General features: G+C 59.8%; 15 protein-coding genes. 9 read left to right on the top strand and 6 right to left on the bottom strand.

Going from position 1 to position 16,541, the window contains the following annotated elements; genetic code table 11:
* Nucleotides 1–24 precede the first annotated feature (24 nt).
* The 5 genes from flhB to V8Z78_RS18330 are packed head-to-tail and all read left to right on the top strand — an operon-like array spanning nucleotide 25 to nucleotide 6,493.
* Entirely contained in the window at nucleotides 25–1,206 is a 1,182-nt protein-coding gene (gene flhB / locus V8Z78_RS18350; RefSeq protein WP_003065511.1) for a flagellar biosynthesis protein FlhB, read from the top strand.
* Nucleotides 1,206–3,308 carry a flagellar biosynthesis protein FlhA gene (gene flhA / locus V8Z78_RS18345; protein WP_314353107.1) on the top strand — a complete coding sequence of 701 codons (2,103 nt, stop codon included), beginning with the start codon at nucleotides 1,206–1,208 and terminating at the stop codon, nucleotides 3,306–3,308. Before flhB ends, flhA begins: the two co-directional genes overlap by 1 nt.
* Nucleotides 3,305–4,918: a flagellar biosynthesis GTPase FlhF gene (flhF, locus tag V8Z78_RS18340; RefSeq protein WP_349731882.1), complete on the top strand. Its 1,614-nt coding sequence runs from the start codon at nucleotides 3,305–3,307 to the stop codon at nucleotides 4,916–4,918. The genes flhA and flhF overlap by 4 nt, the downstream gene beginning before the upstream one ends.
* Complete coding sequence (locus V8Z78_RS18335) at nucleotides 4,911–5,768, top strand: hypothetical protein (protein WP_349731881.1); 858 nt, start codon at nucleotides 4,911–4,913, stop codon at nucleotides 5,766–5,768. Before flhF ends, V8Z78_RS18335 begins: the two co-directional genes overlap by 8 nt.
* A gap of 5 nt (nucleotides 5,769–5,773) precedes the next feature.
* On the top strand, nucleotides 5,774–6,493 hold the full coding sequence (locus tag V8Z78_RS18330) for an RNA polymerase sigma factor FliA (RefSeq protein ID WP_003059180.1): 720 nt from the start codon (nucleotides 5,774–5,776) through the stop codon (nucleotides 6,491–6,493).
* 257 nt (nucleotides 6,494–6,750) lie between these two features.
* Here the strand turns inward: V8Z78_RS18330 and V8Z78_RS18325 are convergent, their stop codons facing one another.
* The 5 genes from V8Z78_RS18325 to V8Z78_RS18305 all read right to left on the bottom strand — a co-directional run bounded on the left by V8Z78_RS18325 (nucleotide 6,751) and on the right by V8Z78_RS18305 (nucleotide 12,510).
* The gene (locus V8Z78_RS18325) at nucleotides 6,751–7,050 is read right to left on the bottom strand and encodes a flagellar protein FliT (protein ID WP_003059178.1); all 300 of its coding nucleotides are present in this window, start codon (nucleotides 7,048–7,050) and stop codon (nucleotides 6,751–6,753) included.
* A 3-nt stretch (nucleotides 7,051–7,053) separates the two neighbouring features.
* Nucleotides 7,054–7,467 (bottom strand): flagellar export chaperone FliS, encoded by a 414-nt coding sequence (fliS, locus tag V8Z78_RS18320; protein ID WP_349731880.1) that lies wholly within the window; start codon nucleotides 7,465–7,467, stop codon nucleotides 7,054–7,056.
* A 93-nt stretch (nucleotides 7,468–7,560) separates the two neighbouring features.
* Nucleotides 7,561–8,997: a flagellar filament capping protein FliD gene (gene fliD, locus V8Z78_RS18315; RefSeq protein WP_349731879.1), complete on the bottom strand. Its 1,437-nt coding sequence runs from the start codon at nucleotides 8,995–8,997 to the stop codon at nucleotides 7,561–7,563.
* A 156-nt stretch (nucleotides 8,998–9,153) separates the two neighbouring features.
* Entirely contained in the window at nucleotides 9,154–10,746 is a 1,593-nt protein-coding gene (locus V8Z78_RS18310; protein WP_349731878.1) for a flagellin N-terminal helical domain-containing protein, read from the bottom strand.
* 294 nt (nucleotides 10,747–11,040) lie between these two features.
* A complete protein-coding gene (locus tag V8Z78_RS18305) occupies nucleotides 11,041–12,510 on the bottom strand; it encodes a flagellin (protein ID WP_349731877.1) in 1,470 nt (489 codons plus the stop codon).
* A gap of 382 nt (nucleotides 12,511–12,892) precedes the next feature.
* Here V8Z78_RS18305 and motA point away from each other — a divergent pair, with 382 nt between their 5' ends.
* The 4 genes from motA to V8Z78_RS18285 all read left to right on the top strand — a co-directional run bounded on the left by motA (nucleotide 12,893) and on the right by V8Z78_RS18285 (nucleotide 15,936).
* Nucleotides 12,893–13,753 (top strand): flagellar motor stator protein MotA, encoded by an 861-nt coding sequence (gene motA, locus V8Z78_RS18300; RefSeq protein WP_279088322.1) that lies wholly within the window; start codon nucleotides 12,893–12,895, stop codon nucleotides 13,751–13,753.
* Between the two features lie 42 nt (nucleotides 13,754–13,795).
* Entirely contained in the window at nucleotides 13,796–14,863 is a 1,068-nt protein-coding gene (motB, locus tag V8Z78_RS18295; protein ID WP_057094493.1) for a flagellar motor protein MotB, read from the top strand.
* Between the two features lie 65 nt (nucleotides 14,864–14,928).
* Nucleotides 14,929–15,315 (top strand): chemotaxis response regulator CheY, encoded by a 387-nt coding sequence (gene cheY / locus V8Z78_RS18290; RefSeq protein WP_003065483.1) that lies wholly within the window; start codon nucleotides 14,929–14,931, stop codon nucleotides 15,313–15,315.
* A 3-nt stretch (nucleotides 15,316–15,318) separates the two neighbouring features.
* Complete coding sequence (locus tag V8Z78_RS18285; RefSeq protein ID WP_012836866.1) at nucleotides 15,319–15,936, top strand: protein phosphatase CheZ; 618 nt, start codon at nucleotides 15,319–15,321, stop codon at nucleotides 15,934–15,936.
* A 194-nt stretch (nucleotides 15,937–16,130) separates the two neighbouring features.
* Here V8Z78_RS18285 and fliE read toward each other — a convergent pair whose 3' ends face one another.
* Nucleotides 16,131–16,439 carry a flagellar hook-basal body complex protein FliE gene (gene fliE / locus V8Z78_RS18280; protein ID WP_003065477.1) on the bottom strand — a complete coding sequence of 103 codons (309 nt, stop codon included), beginning with the start codon at nucleotides 16,437–16,439 and terminating at the stop codon, nucleotides 16,131–16,133.
* Nucleotides 16,440–16,541 lie beyond the last annotated feature (102 nt).

The following is a 16,541-nucleotide window of genomic DNA, read 5'->3' as shown; positions in this document are numbered from 1 at the left end:
GGATATCCAATCCGTCCGTGCGCCATGTCCGAATCCCAAGACAAAAACCTGCCCGCCACCGAACGCAAGCTGCAGAAGACGCGTGAAGACGGCCAGGGTGCGCGCTCGCGCGATCTGTCGCATCTGGCCATTCTGGGTACGGGCGCATTGCTGATGCTGATGGGCACGCAGCCCATGATCAATCATCTGCGCGAGGCCATGGCCCGGCAACTGGTGTTCAACGCTGCGGCGGCCAAGACTCCGGCGCTGATGCTGGAGCGCTTTCAGTCCATGCTGGTGCTGGGTCTGGGCATTGCCGTGATTTTTGCCCTGGTGACCACCACGGCCTCGGTGCTGTCCGGCGTGGCTGCCGGTGGCTGGATCTTCAGTTTCAAGCCCATTCAGCCGCGCTTTGGCAAGCTCAACCCCTTGTCGGGTCTCAAGAATCTGTTTTCCAAGCAGCAACTGACCACGGTGGTCAAGATGGTGTTCATGACCATCGTGCTGGGCTTTGTAGCCTGGAAGTACATGAGTGCCAATATTGCCGAGATTGCGTCGGTTTCTGCCCAGCCATCGCCCATGGCGCTTGCCATGGTCGGCTCCTGGCTGACCACGGGCATCACCTTGCTGCTGATCGTGGTGCTGCTGGTGGCCCTGATCGACGTGCCGCTGCAGGACTTTCTCTTCAAGTCGCGCCTCAAGATGAGTCATGAGGAGGTCAAGCAGGAGCACAAGGAGTCCGAAGGCAATCCGCAACTCAAGGGCAAGATCCGCCAGAAACAGCGCGAGATTGCGGACCGGGCCAGCGTCTCGGCCGTGCCGAAAGCTGACTTTGTAGTCACCAATCCCACCCACTATGCCGTGGCGCTGCGCTATGACGACGCCTCCATGGCCGCTCCCCAGGTCATTGCCAAGGGCACGGATCTGGTGGCGCTCAAGATCCGCGAAATCGCGGGCGCGCACCAGATACCGGTGCTGGAGTCGCCCATGCTGGCGCGTGCACTCTATGCGCATGCCGATCTGGATCAGGCCATCCCTGCCGCGCTCTACACCGCGGTGGCCCAGGTGCTGGCCTATGTCTATCGTCTCAAGGCTGCCCTGAGCGGCCAGGGGCCCATGCCCGATGCCCTGGGAGAGCCCCCCGTGCCCGTGGAGCTGGATCCGCACCGTGGCCGCACCCAGCCTGCGGCGGTCGATGCTGCTGCGCAGCAAGAAGGTAATCTGTGATGTCGTCGAATCCTCTGCAACTGTTCCAGAAGTGGTCTGGCTCCAACGCCGGTGCCCTGCAAGGGATGACTGCTCCTATTCTGGTGGTGGCCATTCTGGGCCTGATGGTGCTGCCCGTGCCGCCCTGGCTGCTGGACACCTTCTTCACCCTCAACATTGCCGTGGCTCTGATGGTGATGATGGTGGCGGCCTACATGATCAAGCCGCTGGACTTCGCGGCCTTCCCTTCGGTGCTGCTGCTGACCACGCTGATGCGTCTGTCGCTCAACGTGGCATCGACGCGCGTGGTGCTGATGGAGGGCCACACCGGCCCCGGCGCCGCGGGCGCGGTGATCGAGGCCTTCGGCCACTTCCTGATCGGCGGCAACTTTGCCGTGGGTCTGATCGTGTTCAGCATTCTGGTGGTCATCAACTTCGTGGTGATTACCAAGGGTGCCGAGCGCATTGCCGAAGTCTCGGCCCGCTTCACGCTGGACGCAATGCCCGGCAAGCAGATGGCCGTGGACGCCGATCTGAATGCCGGCCTGATCGACGAGAAGGAGGCCAAGCGCCGCCGTGCCGAAGTGGGCGAGGAAGCCAATTTCTTCGGCTCCATGGACGGTGCCAGCAAGTTTGTGCGTGGCGACGCGATTGCCGGCATTTTGATCCTGGTGATCAACGTCATCGGCGGCCTGATCATCGGCATGGCCCAGCACGGCCTGTCCGCGGGTCAGGCGGCCGACAGCTACATCCTGCTGGCCGTGGGTGACGCGCTGGTGGCGCAGATTCCAGGCCTGCTGATCTCCGTGGCATCGGCCATGGTGATATCGCGCGTGGGCAAGGACTCCGACATGGGCCGCCAGATCGTGCAGCAACTGTTCATGTCGCCCAAGGTACTGGGCATCACTGCCGGCGTGATGATCCTGCTGGGTCTGATTCCCGGCATGCCGCATCTGGTTTTCATCAGCATGGGTGCCTTGCTGGGCTGGGGTGCCTGGGTGCTGGACAAGAGGGAAAAAGCCCGTCTGGTCGCCCAAAGCAGTGCCCCGGCGCCCCAGCAGCAGGCTGCGCAAAATGATGGCGAAGCGACCTGGGACGATCTGCAGCCCGTGGACTTGCTGGGTCTGGAGCTGGGCTATCGCCTGATCGCGCTGGTGGACAAGAGCCGCCAGGGCGACCTGCTGACGCGTATCAAGGGCGTGCGCCGCAAGTTCGCGCAGGAGGTCGGCTTTCTGCCGCCGGCCGTGCATGTGCGCGACAACCTGGAACTCAAGCCCAGCGCCTATCGCATGACGCTGCGCGGCGTCATGGTGGGCGAGGGCGAGGCCTTCCCCGGCATGTTCCTGGCCATCAACCCCGGCGGCATCACCACGCCGCTGATCGGCACGGCCACGACCGATCCGGCCTTTGGTCTGCCCGCGCACTGGATCGACGAACGGCAAAAGGAAGCGGCACAAATGGCCGGTTTTACCGTCGTTGATTCGGAAACCGTGATGGCGACGCATTTGTCACACTTGATGCAAGTGCACGCGGCCAAGCTGTTGTCTCGTACCGAGACACAGCAGCTCGTTGACCATGTGGCCAAGCTGGCCCCCAAACTCATCGAAGAAGTCATCCCGAAAATGGTGCCCATCACAACGTTCCAGAAAGTGCTCCAGCTGCTGCTGGAGGACTCTGTGCACATTCGTGATATCCGCACCATCATCGAGACGCTTGCCGAAAACGCCACGCAGACGGCAGACCCGGTGGAGCTGGCGCGTCGCGTGCGCATTGCACTGTCGCCTGCCATCGTGCAGCAGATCTACGGTCCGACCCGCGAGCTCAATGTGATTGCCATCGAGCCCGGCCTGGAGCGTCTGCTGGTGCAGGCACTGTCGAACCCCAATGCGCCATCGCTGGACCCCGGCGTGGCTGAAATCCTCACACAAAAAGCGGTCGATGTGGCCAACCAACAGGAAGAGCTGGGCCTGCCCGCCTGCCTGCTGGTGCCAGACGCGATCCGCAACTCTCTTGCCAAGCTGCTGCGTCGTGTGGCGCCGCGTCTGCAGGTGCTCGCGCACAGCGAGATTCCCGAGACGCACACCATCCGCATCGGCCCGATTCTTAAAGGTGCAACCGCATGAATATCAAACGCTTTTACGCCCCGACCGCCCGCGAGGCCCTGGCCAAGGCGCGCATGGTTTTTGGCGACGGCACCCTGATTCTCTCCAATCGCCAGACGCCGGATGGAGTGGAAGTCATGGCCACGGCCGAAGAGACACTGCAGGACATGGATGCCGGCATGCAGACCGGATCGCCCCTGCAGAAGGCGTTGGAGCGCCGCGCGAGCGACGAAGGCATGGGTCTGCGCAAGCAGCACTCGCCTCTGGCCCCCGCTGCTGCCAGGCGCAGCCAGGGCGGTGAAGCCATGAGTACGCTGGAGCATGTGCAGGCGCGCCAGACGGCCAAGGAAGAGCAGGCCCGCGAGATGCAGACTCAGGCCAAGCCGGTCAAGGCCATCAATGAACTGGCCCAGCATTCCGTGCAGGACGATGTGGAACAGCTGACCATGAGCACGCTGACTTTCCAGGACTATGTGCGCGAACGCATGCTGCGCCGTCGCCATGAGTCTTCGCTGGACAGCAACGAAGCCCTGCCCACTTTTGCCCAGCGCGTGCAGGAGCGCAATAACGAGCGCCCCGCCATGGCTGCCAAGCCTCAGGCGGCCGGCGCTACGGTGGTTCGCCACAATCCTCTGCGTCCCGAGAAGATTCAGCTCAAGGAAAGCGCCAGGCCCGCCAGCGTGGCTGCACCTCAGAACTTCATGCAGGAGATGCAGTCCATGAAGGATCTGATCGAGGAGCGCTTCAACACGCTGACCTGGCTGGGTCAGACGCGTCAGAACCCGATCCAGTCCAGCCTGATGCACAAGCTCATCCGCGCCGGATACTCGCCCGCACTTGCACGTGCGCTGATCGAGAAGCTGCCGGAGACGCTCTCCGCCGGTGACGCCGTGCGCTGGCTGATGCAGGTGCTGGAGCGCAATCTGCGCACCGATGCCGCCCAGCCCGCCATCTATGAGCAAGGCGGAGTGTTTGCCTTGGTCGGCGCGACCGGCGTGGGCAAGACCACGACCACGGCCAAGCTGGCGGCGTTGTGTGCGGCCAAGCATGGCCCCGCGTCGGTGGGCCTGATCACGCTGGATACCTACCGTATCGGCGGTCATGATCAGCTGCGCACCTATGCCCGCATGCTGGGCATGGTGGCCCATCAGGCCCATGACAAGGCCGCGCTGCAGGACCTGCTGGGCCTGCTGCAAAGCAAGAAGATGGTGCTGATCGACACGACCGGCGTGGCCCCGCGTGATCCGCGCAAGGACGAGATCATGGATGTGCTGGCCATTGACGGCGTGCAGCAGTTGCTGGCCGTCAATGCGGCCGCACAGGGCGATGCGCAGGACGATGTCATGCAGGCCTTCAAGGCGCGCGGCTCGCAGCATGCCATCCTCACCAAGGTCGATGAGGCCGTGAAGGTCGGTCCCTCGGTGGATACGCTGATTCGTCATCAGATCCAGCTATGCGGCGTGACCAATGGTCAGCGCGTGCCCGAAGACTTCGAGCGCGCCAATGCGCAGTTGCTGGTCTCGGCCTCCATGCGCTCGGCGGCCAAGTCGGCGTTTGATCCGCAGTCGCTGGATCTGGACTTCTTCTTTACCCCTTCGTCCACCAGCGGCGCAGAGGCTGCTCATGCTTGAGCGCCGCTCGCCTCTGCATCAGGGCATGGCTCTGCATATGAGCGATGCCAGCACCGCCGGCTTGCGCGTGCTGGCCGTGCTGCACAGTGCGTCAGGTGCCGCTGCCGAGCAGGCAGTGCTCTGGCCGCTGTGCGCCCAACTGCAGCGCCTGGGCCAGAAGGTGCTGGTGCTCGATGGCAGCCAGGCCGAATCCTTTCACACGCCAGGCCTGGCCCAGTTGCTGGCGCAGCATGCCTGGCAGGCCCAGGCGGGACTGCGCGCAAGCGTCGGCGACGCCCAGTCGGTGGCCAGCCTGCCGGCGCGGCTGGGCCTCAAGCAGCTCAAGGCCTCGGCCGACGAGATGGGGCTGGACATGCTGACGGCCCTGCAAGCCTATGTGCGCGGCTACACCACCGTGATCATCTATGCGAGCAGCGAAACCTTGACGCCGATGCTGCAAGGTCAGGGCCTGCAGCCGCTGCTGGTCGTGCCGCCCGATTCCGAGCACCTGATCGAAAGCTACCGCCAGCTCAAGCATCTGGCCGTGTTTGCTGGCGTTGAATGCACGATTGCCGCGCTGGAAGCGCCGGTGACAGCAGACGGCCCGCAGAAATACGACTGGAGTCGCAAGCAGAGCAGCTCGCAGACAGCCAAGCAAAACGCTCAGACACGCTTGCAGCGTCTGAATGCGCTGCTACAGTGTTCGCAGCGTCACCTGGGCGATGCCCCGGTGCTCATGCGCCTGCGCTGGCGCCAGGCCAGCGATCTGCATCAGCTCACGCTGCACATGCTCAAGACGGCCTGCATTCTGCCCATGCATGCTCAGCCCACGGCGGCTGCCGCACCTGAATCTCTTGTCTGGAGCCATTGACTGCCATGTACACCGCCAAAGGCCAACTCGACCGCGACGCGCTGATTCGTCAGCATGTGCCGCTTGTGCGTCGAATTGCCTTGCACATGATCGCCAAACTGCCACCGAACGTCGAACTGGATGATTTGATCCAGGTCGGCATGATCGGTCTGGCCGAAGCGCTGTCGCGCTTTGAGAGCGAGCAAGGCGTGCAATTCGACACTTTCGCCAGCCAGCGCATCCGTGGCGCCATGCTCGACGAACTGCGCGAAGGCGACTGGATGAGCCGCAGCTCGCGCAAAAGCCAGAAGGAAATCGAGCAGGCGCTCAATCGCCTGGAGCAGCGTCTGGGCCGGCCCCCGCTGGAGTCGGAAATCGCGGCCGAGCTGGGCATGGCCCTGGATGACTACCAGTCCCTGCTGGGCAAGGTGCGCGGCACGCAGCTGGTCTATCTCGAGGACATTGGCGGCGGTGACGGCGACGATGGCGACGATTATCTGGAGCGGCATGTGGCCGATTCGGGCGCCGATCCCTTTGCCTTGCTGCGTGACCAGCGCATGCGCTCCGCATTGGTCGAGGCCATCAAGGCCCTGCCGGAGCGTGAACAATATGTGATGGGCATGTACTACGAGCACGACATGAACCTCAAGGAAATCGCCGCCGTGCTTGGCGTGACCGAATCGCGGGTCTGCCAGCTGCACAGCCAGGCCATCGCCCGCCTGCGCACCAAGATGCGCTCGCATTGATCACTGAAACGGTTCGCCAGGCGCGGGCCGTTCACCACAACAGAAGCCGCCGCGCTGGCAGATTCCATCTGTCCACGTGGCGGTTTTGCTTTTGTGACGCAGCCGTTTGGCTGTGTTCTGGTGCTTCGCTATCGATAGCTTGTGGCGTTCTACAGCATTGGGTTCATGGAAGTCTTGATTGATCACCTGTCGTCGCTGCAAGCAAAAAACCCTGTTGCATTGCTGCAGCAGGGCTTTTGGTCTGAGTGGCTTTGCAATCAGTGCATCACATGCGGCTGACCGTCGAACATATGCTCGAAGCTCGCCAGCCAGGGCTCGGCCAGCACGCGAATCTGGGCATCGTTGCGCAAGATGCGCTGCATGATGCGCGCCTTTTCCTTGCGCAGTTCGGGCGCCAGCTTTTCATCTCGCGAGCGAAAGCGCAGCTGCTCGATCAGCACGGCACAAGTGCCCTCATAGCGCGCAACACCATCCCAGTCCTTGGCCTGGGCGGCCTGCAGCATCTTGGCGCTGCTCTCCTCTATGGCGCGGTAGAAGTCGATCAATGTGTGCTCCATTTTTTAGGCAGCAGCGGGTGCTGGTGCATTGGTTATTTCATTCCAGCCCTGTGCAACCGTGTTCACAAGGCCTGCGACTTCATCGACCATGCTTGCATCGTTGCGGGCATTGGCCAAGGTCAACCGGGTAGTGCAGTACTCATAGAGCGAGGCCAGGTTGCCGGCCAGCTCGCCCCCTTTTTCGCGGTCCAGCGCGCCCAGCAGGCCCTCCTGGAGAATGCGTACTGCCTTGCCGATATGGCGCACTTTCTCATTGATATCACCGCGCTCGATCGCACCGCGTGCCGCATGGATGGAGGCAAGCAGACCATCAAACAGCATCTTGATCAACTGCTGAGGCGATGCGCTGTCCACCATGGATTGCACACCCACCTGACGGTAAGCCGACATTGCGCGCGCATTGGCTGGGGAAAACATCACAAAACTCCTTTGTTGCAGTTTCTCAAATAACTGTTTGGGTTATCGGCCGACTCAGGGGGCAATTAAGTCCTTTCTGCAGGCTTCAATAGCTTAGCTAGTGGACTTGTTCCATGTAGTTACTTGCTGGGCGACATAGGTGTCCAGGGCTTTCAGGCTGGCCATCTGCGTATCCAGACGCGAATACTGGGCGCGCACGCGCGCTTCGTAGGCTGTCACACGTGCGGTCTGGCGTTCCTGATCGGCCGTATTGCGCTTCAAGGCATTCTTGAGCGTCTCGTCCTTGGTCGAGAAGGTGCCGCCAGTGGCTAGCATGCCGCTTGTGAAGTCCTTGAGGCGCACGGCAAAGCCGTCCTGGCTGGCATCGGCAACGTCTGCGGTGAAGAACTTTGACATGCTGTCAGGATCCTTGAGGGCCTTGTCCAGCTTGGTGTCGTCAATCTTGAGCGTGCCGTCTTTCTGGAAGGCAATGCCCATCTGCGACAGACTGGTGAATTCACCGCCTTCTCCGCCAGGACCGGACAGCAAACGACGCAGAGCGGACTGTAGATTCACTGCTGTCGAATCTCCTTGCAAGGTGCCTGCTGCCTTGGTGTCCTTGTCATAGGCGGTCATGGTCGTCAGGGCGCTGCTGAGTGCGTTATAGGACTCCACCAGATTTTTCAGCGCCGTCTTGGCCGTGGCCGAGTCATTGGCAATGGTGATGCGTACCGGCGCATCGGCCTCCGCCATCTTCTGTGAAACCGTCAGGGTCACTCCAGCCGCTACCTCCTCGAACACATTGGTGTGCGAAGCCATCTGGATACCGTTGATGGTTGCTAGGGTGTCCTGAGCCTTGACAGATCGACTCATGCTGCCATTAGCGCCGCCATAAGCAAACTGCTGCAGACCTGTTCCTGATGCCTCCACCTTGAAAGCCGAATCAGCGCCTGTGGTCTTGGATTGCAGCACAAGACGCTCGCCCGTGTGGTCCTTGAGCACCGTGGCGCTGACATCGCCTTTGGCGGCATTGATCTTGGCGGCGATCTTGGCCAGGGAGTCATCCTCTGCCGTGATGTTTACCTCGAAGCTGACTCCTTGGCCATCCTTGGTCTTGGCCTGGAAGTCACTGGAGACACCCGCTTCACTTGTGCTGCCCCATTGACCCATGGTGATGGTCAGCTTGCCTGGTCCCAACGTAGTGCCGCTTTTCACCAGGTCGGAGCCAATCGTCTGTCCTGCGGCCATCTGCGACACCTTGACGTCATAAGTCGCTTGCACCGCGCTGGCTGTGGCTGTGCCTGTCACTTGGGCCGAGTTGGAGGAAGTCAGCGTATTGCCAAGCCAGGTGGCGGGCTTTGCCAGCTTGTCCACCTGATCCTGCAGATTGGAGATTTGCGACTTAAGCTGGCTAAAGGCCGAAATCTGGGTATTGATACCAGTGGCCTTGGTCTGCAGCGCCGCGATGGGCTTGGACTCCAGCGCCACCAATTGCTTGACAATGGTTTCTACTTCCAGGCCGCTGCCAATACCGACTGAGCTGATCGCCATATAAAACTCCCTCTGCGCAGGACCGCAGGCGTTTGGAACGTCTGGTCTGCGTCATTGAACAAACGGCGCCTTTCGCGCCGTCTTTATGCACAGTACTACACATTGTGCTTCGGCAGGCCGAAGCAAAACTTGAGTACAAAATACCAAGTGCCGATATCAGCCCTGCAGCAGTTTGAGAACTTGTTGCGGCAGTTGATTGGCTTGTGCCACCATGGCCGTGCCGGCCTGCTGAAGGATCTGTGTACGACTCAGATTGGCGGTTTCTGCAGCAAAGTCGGCATCCATGATGCGGCTACGTGATGCAGAGAGGTTTTCTGTGCCGACGCTAAGGTTCTCAATTGTGCTTTCAAAGCGGCTTTGAACAGCACCCAAAGTGGCTCGTGCTCCATTGACTGCGGTCAGGGCCGCATCCATCGCAAGTATTGCGTTATCGGCCTTGGTTGGGTCGCCAACACTAAGATCTGCAAAACCAGTCTTGGCCACACCTGCCGCATAAGCCGTACCTCCTGCGGCGGCTCCAGATACCCCTGCAGCAAGTCCAGTCTGCTCACCCAGCTTGGCTGCGGGGGTCAAGCTCGTGCCAACCGTGAAATCCCCAAACTTCGAGGTGAGGGACAGCTTGCCGCCAACGACGGATGCAGTGATTCCTGTCTCCTGGGTTTTGGCATTGACTGCATTCATCAAGGCCATAGTCCGATCACCGGCAGTTGCTGCAGCGGGAACCTCAATATCCACCACAGCTCCAGCTGAGCCATCAGCCTTGACGCCCTTGAGCGTAAATTCTCCCGCAGCTATCGCTGGGAAGGTGGCAGCTATGGCTGGCGTGCCATTAAAGGTGACAGGAGCAGCAGTCAGAGCAGCAAATCCACCAGTCATAGAACCTGTCTGTGATACGGTGAGGGCTGAGCCATCTGCTTTGTGAAAGGCCAGCGCACCTGCACCTGTGCCTCCAGCAGTGCCAGTCACCGTGATACCCGCAGCTGCCAGTGCGTCCTTTACCGCTGCAGTGTTTAATCCCCCATCAATCTCTGCTGCAGTCACCGAATCGCCGCTATTCGCTTTGGTCACATCAATAATCGTCACCCCGCCTACAACAAGCTTGAAATCCTGATTCGCTGCGGTAGATGTTGGGGCGGTGAAAGCGCCCAATACGCTATCAGTCGCCTTAGCGGGTTTATAGCCACCATCAGGGATGCTGCCAGTCACAGCAGCATTTGTGGAAGCGCTTGTCCAGTTTCCGAGCTTGTCAATATTCGCGTCGGCAATACCTGAAATACTGATGGTTTCGCCCTGATTGGCCCCCACCTGGAATGCCATATTGGTGAAGCTTCCGTCCAGCAGTTTTGTTCCGTTGAAGCTGGTTTGCTCCGCAATTCGGGTCACTTCAGCCTTCAGTTGCTGCACTTCCGCATCCAGAGCGGCTCGATCTTCAGCAGAGTTGGTAGCATTACGGGACTGCACAGCCAGTTCGCGGATACGTTGCAGATTATTTCCCACGGAGCTCAGCGCACCTTCTGCGGTCTGAGAAAGCGAAATACCGTCATTCGCGTTACGCATCGCCACGGTCAGGCCACGCACTTGTGTAGACATGCGCTCGGAAATAGCTAAACCCGCAGCATCATCCTTGGCACTGTTGATTCGCATGCCCGAGGAGAGACGCTGCATGGAGGTAGCCAGCTGGCTTTGGGACTTGCTCAGATTGCGCTGCGCATTGAGCGACTGGATATTGGTATTGATGATGGCTGCCATGGCATGTGCTCCTGTTTCAAGCCAGTAAACCGGCGACGTACTAGCCGTTTTCACGACCAGCGACGGCGCTGGCCCACGTGACCGGAAACACGGACGAAGTCTGGTATTCCGGGTACGAGGATTGTTGGAGCAAGCCATGCAGGACATAAGACCGATAAGAGGCCTAAAGTCCTGCCATTTTTACAATTGACGGTTACATATAGGGTGCTGCAGAACAGCAAAAAGGCCTCCCGAAGGAGGCCTGGCATGGCGCTGACTGCACCGGCGCATGGCTGGCGCAGCTGCTTGACGCAATTAGCGCAGCAGGGACAGCACGCCCTGGGGCAATTGGTTGGCCTGGGCCACCATGGCCGTGCCGGCTTGCTGCAGAATCTGCGAGCGGCTCAGGTTGGCGGTTTCTGCAGCAAAGTCTGCATCGGTGATGCGGGACTTGGAGGCTGACAGATTTTCGCTGTTCACGCTCAGATTGGAAACCACCGACTCAAAGCGGTTCTGGATGGCACCCAGGTCGGCGCGTGCGGAGTTCACTGCCTTGAGAGCAGCGTCCATGGCAACCATGGTGTCATCAGCACCCTCTGCGGTAGCAACCGATATATTCTTGAAACCAACCTGAGCTGTACCCTTAATAGGTTCAAAAGTGGCCGCAGCAATACCTGTAGTAGCAGCGGCACCACCCTCAACCTTGATTGCGGAGCTGGACTTCAAGACCAAAGAGCCGTCTTCATTAGATGCGACCACTGATTTATCAGTGAATTGCTTATTAATTGCGGCGACAAGATCGTTCACGCGATCATTTCCGGAGAAGGCCTCTGGAACTGTATCAATAGCGAGGCCATTGATTTTAAGATCCGTTACTGCTGCAAGAGTATTAGTGGGCTTGTCCATGGCAGTCGCCGTAACATCAGCATTGCCGCTGACTTGCAACGTCGGCGCAACAACGTTCTTATTGGTCAGAGTAACAACACCTGCAGTAGCTGCAGCTGTGACTCCACCAATCTTTGCTTCATTGATGGCAGTTACCATATTGTTAGCGATTTCAGCCTGCTGTTGGGCATTTGTTCGCGTAGTAGAGGTGTCCAAGCCTTTCACATTAATTTCGGTGCCACCAATTACTACCTTAAAGTCTGCAACAGCAGCCAGGGGGTCGGCAGGCGCTGCGACGGTCAGCTTACCGGTTTGGTCTGGGGTGCCCACCGAGCTTTTCAACGATGTGCCATATGCAGCCGCAGGCTTGTCAACGCTGTTCCAGGTGCCCAAGACATCAATCTTGGCATTTTGAATACTGTCGATATTGATCAGCTGACCCTGGTTAGCTCCAACTTGAAAGGCCTTGGTAGTGAACGAACCGTCCAATAGCTTAGTGCCGTTGAAGGATGTATCGGTAGCCACGCGGTCGATTTCGCTCTTGAGCTGGTCCACTTCCTTTTGCAACGCAGCACGGTCTTCAGAAGAGTTTGTGGCATTGCGCGATTGCACAGCCAGTTCACGGATACGCTGCAAGTTGTTGCCAATTGTGCTCAGTGCACCTTCTGCCGTCTGGGCCAGCGAAACGCCGTCGTTGGCATTGCGCTGTGCCTGGTTCAGGCCGCGAACCTGGGCGCTCATGCGCTCGGCGATGGCCAGACCAGCAGCATCATCCTTGGCGCTATTGATGCGCATGCCGGACGACAGACGCTGCATCGAAGTGGACAGCGAGGATTGCGAAGCACCCAGGTTGCGCTGTGCGTTGAGCGACTGGATATTGGTGTTGATGGTCATTGCCATGATGCGAACTCCTTGATGCGATCAAAACGTCGCCGCCACAGTGACCTGAAATATTCAGGGTGGGCGGCGGCGGCAGCCCAATCCAGCACCCCAGCCTGCAGTTCCTTATGTTTTGCTGCTGTGGCTCGCTGGTGACAGGGCTTTGTTTCCCTGTTGAAGCTGTTATCGGAGCCATCCCGCAAAAACTTTAGAGAGTTCTGCAAATATTTTTCGGGATGTAACAAATGCGGGAGCTCTGCCTTGCTTGTATGTCGTCGCAGCCTTCAAGTCGCTGCTTGGCTCGGAATTACCCTACATAACGACGGCAAGCTGCCGATCTAGCTTCCAAACGCCCAGCTTTTTGCACCTATGGCGGGGCTTCTGCAACTTCACAATCGGCACCATGCTTGTTCTCATCGGTTATATCGTCGCCTTCGGCTGCATCTTCGGCATGTATGTGCTGCACGGCGGCAGCGTGGGCGTTCTTGTCAAGGCGCTGCCGTTCGAGATGGTGACCATTGGCGGTGGCGCCCTGGGCGCTTTCATCGTCAGCAACCAGCCCAAGGTGCTCAAGGCCACGGCCAAGGCGATTCCGGCGGCGCTCAAGCCCTCGCGCTACAACAAGGCGCGCTATATGGAAGTGATGGCGCTTCTGTACGAGCTGCTGCAGAAGGCGCGCAAGGAAGGCCTGATGTCGATCGAGTCCGATGTGGAAGATCCGCAGTCATCGACGGTGTTTCAGAACTATCCGCAGCTGATGGCCGACCACCATGTCGTCGAGTTCCTGACCGACTATCTGCGCATGATGGTCTCGGGTAATCTCAATTCGCACGAGATCGAGGCGCTGATGGATAGCGAAATCGAAGCCCATCATGCTGAGGCCCACGCGCCGGTGATGGCACTGAATCGCCTGGCGGGCGCCTTGCCTGCCTTCGGTATTATTGCGGCCGTGCTGGGTGTGGTGAATACCATGGCTTTCGTGGGGCAGCCCCCGGCAGTGCTGGGCGGCATGATCGCCTCGGCGCTGGTGGGTACCTTCCTCGGGATCTTGCTGGCCTATGCGCTGGTGGAGCCCATGGCTGCGCTGCTGGAGCAGCGTGCCCAGGATGCGGCCAAGGAGTTCGAGTGCATCAAGGCGACGCTGCTGGCCAGCATGCAGGGCTACAACCCGGGCACGGCCATAGAGTTCGGCCGCAAGGTGCTGTTCTCCACCGAGCGTCCAGGCTTTCTGGAGCTGGAGTCGCACGTCAAGGGTAAGAAGTGATGAGTGCCCGCTCTCGCCAGGATCTAGTGATGGAGCGCTGCCATGGCTGACAAGAAGCTGCAGCCCATCATCATCAAGCGCGTCAAGAAGACCGCCCATGCCCACCATGGTGGTGCCTGGAAGATTGCCTATGCCGACTTTGTGACGGCGATGATGGCCTTCTTTTTGCTGATGTGGCTGCTGGGCTCGACAGCTCAGGGGGAGCTGCAGGGGATTGCCGCGTATTTCAATTCGCCGCTGAAGGTGGCCATGTCGGGCGGCAGCGGTGCGGGTAACAGCTCCAGCATCGTGCCCGGAGGCGGCAACGACCTGTCCAAGGTGCACGGCCAGGTGCGCCGCTCCGAGTCCGAAGACAATGCCAACCGCCGCTCCAGCCAGGCCATGGGCCGGTCCGATGAGTCCGCACGCGATGCACAGCGCCTGCATGCGCTCAAGGCCAAGGTGGACAGCATGATTGCCAACAATGCGCGCCTGAACGAGTTCCGCTCACAGATTCGCACGGAGATCACGCATGACGGCCTGATGATTCAGATCGTCGATGACCAGAACCGCCCCATGTTCGATAGCGGCAGTGCCGTGGTCAAGCCCTATATGCGGGACATCCTGCGCGAGATCGGTGCGGCCATGGGTAATGCGGAAAATCGCATCAGTCTCTCGGGCCACACCGATGCTGCGCCCTATGGCAATGCCGACCGCGGCTACAGCAACTGGGAGCTGTCGGCCGACCGCGCCAACGCCTCGCGCCGCGAGCTGGTGGCCGCCGGCATGCCGCTGGACAAGCTGGCGCGCGTGGTGGGCATGTCCAGCAGCGACCTGCTGCTGCCCGAGGAACCGCGTGCCGCGCAGAATCGCCGCATCACGATTACCGTGCTGACCAAGGAGGCCGAGCGCCGTGTGCTGGGCAACGACAAGGAGCGCAGCATGGAGCAGGTGACCAGTGCCGAGGAGGCTGCCAGTACGATCAACCAACCCAAGGCCCGGCGCGCAGCTCCCAGCGCTGCCGACAAGCAGTCTCTGGATGCCAAGGAAGAGTTTGTTGTAACAAACCCTGAAGTTGCCACGGAGACTGTCGAAAAGCCTGACAATGCACGTCCAATGCCGGGAGGTTGACAAATTGTTACCATCACGGCTGAAAACTTGTTCCCACGCACCTATTCCGACCGAAAGGGCCTCTCGTGGCTAATGCCCTGCGATTTTTGATTGTTGACGACTTCTCCACCATGCGCCGCATCGTGCGCAATCTGCTCAAGGAGAGTGGCTTTGCCGATGCCGATGAGGCCGAAGATGGTGTGGTTGCCATCACCAAGCTGCGTGCTAGCAAGTTTGACTTCGTGGTGACCGACATCAATATGCCGAACATGAACGGCTTTCAGTTGCTGAGCGAAATCAAGCAGGATGAAAAACTCAAGCATCTTCCGGTGCTGATGGTGACCGCCGAAGCCCGCAAGGAAGATATCGTGGCTGCCGCCCAGGGCGGCGCTGCCGGCTATATCGTCAAGCCCTTCACCAAGGCCACGCTGGAAGAGAAGGTCAATCTCATCATCAAGAAACTCGATCTCTGAGCCATGAGCAGCGACCAGGCTTCCGCCAACGTCCACTACAAGATTGGCGTGCTCACGCGCCAGTTGCATAACTCGCTCAATGAGCTGGGTTATGCGGATCGTTTGCGCGGCAGTGCGGGGGAGCTTCCCGATGCGCAAAGCCGTCTGTCCTATATCGCCCGTCTGACGGGGGAAGCTGCCAACAAGGTGCTGGGTCAGGTCGAGGTGACGCAAAACCGCCAGGATGCGCTGGCCGAGCGCACTCGCGCCATGCGTGCAGAACTCATCAAAGATCCTGTGGCTGCAGTGGCCAAGGGCCGCGTGATGAACTATCTGCAGGAGGTGGAAGAGGGCACGGAGCAGACCAATAGCCATCTGACCGAGATCATGATGGCGCAGGACTTCCACGATCTCACGGGCCAGGTAATTGCTCGTGTGGTGGCGCTGGCGGCCGATCTGGAGTCGCAGTTGCTGGAGCTGCTGATCCAGACCTCGCCGGATGCTGCGCAGGCACCGGCCCTGGCGCCTGTGGAAGCCGCGCAGCCCAAGCTGGCCGGCCCGGTGGTAGATCCCGAAAACACGGCAGATGTGGTGACCTCGCAGTCCCAGGTGGATGATTTGCTGGCCAGTCTTGGCTTTTAAAAATATAGCTTCCTGCGCTTTACAGATAAGCGTTTGAGCCCGAAAAGCCCGATCTTTGAATGGATCGGGCTTTTTTGTTGGCACTGCCAGGCGGGCAGGGTGGGCAGGGCGCAAAAAGCCCGCATGTCATCACAACATGCGGGCAAGCCTTGGAGGGCAATCTGCCTTTTGAGCGATGTGCGGCGTTGCGCCGATCACACCTGCATATTCATTACATCGGAGTAGGCCTGCACCAGGCGGTTGCGCACATGAAGCGTAGCCTGAAAGCCGATCTGCGATTTTTGCATGGCCACCATGGTCTGTTCCAGGCTGACGGCGGGGTTTTCCAGCTGCACTTCGCGCTGCAGCTGGCCGGAATGGTTTTGAGCGGCGCTCACCGATTGCAGTGCATTTTGCAGGGCCTGACCAAAGCCGCCGGCTACGGGCGCAGTGCCGGCGCTGCCGACCTTGGTGAGCTGGTTGCCCAGTTGGGCGGGGTTGATTGCTGGGATCTTCAGGTCCATATCTTTATCCAACTGGCTTGGTGAGTTGGAGGTGATCGTAGGTTTTTCGCTTGATCGCAGACGGGCAATAAGTGGGTGAATCGGCTTGCTTATCGGGGGAAC

This window comes from Comamonas sp. wu1-DMT, assembly GCF_040187805.1.
Classification (GTDB): domain Bacteria; phylum Pseudomonadota; class Gammaproteobacteria; order Burkholderiales; family Burkholderiaceae_C; genus Comamonas; species Comamonas thiooxydans.
Note: the sequence above shows the minus strand (reverse complement) of the source record. Positions and strands in the feature narration are given on the sequence as shown.

Coding starts and splice junctions, on each gene's coding strand:
- flhB (WP_003065511.1), top strand. CDS start 25: ATGTCCGAATCCCAAGACAAAAACCTGCCCGCCACCGAACGCAAGCTG.
- flhA (WP_314353107.1), top strand. CDS start 1,206: ATGTCGTCGAATCCTCTGCAACTGTTCCAGAAGTGGTCTGGCTCCAAC.
- flhF (WP_349731882.1), top strand. CDS start 3,305: ATGAATATCAAACGCTTTTACGCCCCGACCGCCCGCGAGGCCCTGGCC.
- V8Z78_RS18335 (WP_349731881.1), top strand. CDS start 4,911: ATGCTTGAGCGCCGCTCGCCTCTGCATCAGGGCATGGCTCTGCATATG.
- V8Z78_RS18330 (WP_003059180.1), top strand. CDS start 5,774: ATGTACACCGCCAAAGGCCAACTCGACCGCGACGCGCTGATTCGTCAG.
- V8Z78_RS18325 (WP_003059178.1), bottom strand. CDS start 7,050: ATGGAGCACACATTGATCGACTTCTACCGCGCCATAGAGGAGAGCAGC.
- fliS (WP_349731880.1), bottom strand. CDS start 7,467: ATGTTTTCCCCAGCCAATGCGCGCGCAATGTCGGCTTACCGTCAGGTG.
- fliD (WP_349731879.1), bottom strand. CDS start 8,997: ATGGCGATCAGCTCAGTCGGTATTGGCAGCGGCCTGGAAGTAGAAACC.
- V8Z78_RS18310 (WP_349731878.1), bottom strand. CDS start 10,746: ATGGCAGCCATCATCAATACCAATATCCAGTCGCTCAATGCGCAGCGC.
- V8Z78_RS18305 (WP_349731877.1), bottom strand. CDS start 12,510: ATGGCAATGACCATCAACACCAATATCCAGTCGCTCAACGCACAGCGC.
- motA (WP_279088322.1), top strand. CDS start 12,893: ATGCTTGTTCTCATCGGTTATATCGTCGCCTTCGGCTGCATCTTCGGC.
- motB (WP_057094493.1), top strand. CDS start 13,796: ATGGCTGACAAGAAGCTGCAGCCCATCATCATCAAGCGCGTCAAGAAG.
- V8Z78_RS18285 (WP_012836866.1), top strand. CDS start 15,319: ATGAGCAGCGACCAGGCTTCCGCCAACGTCCACTACAAGATTGGCGTG.
- fliE (WP_003065477.1), bottom strand. CDS start 16,439: ATGGACCTGAAGATCCCAGCAATCAACCCCGCCCAACTGGGCAACCAG.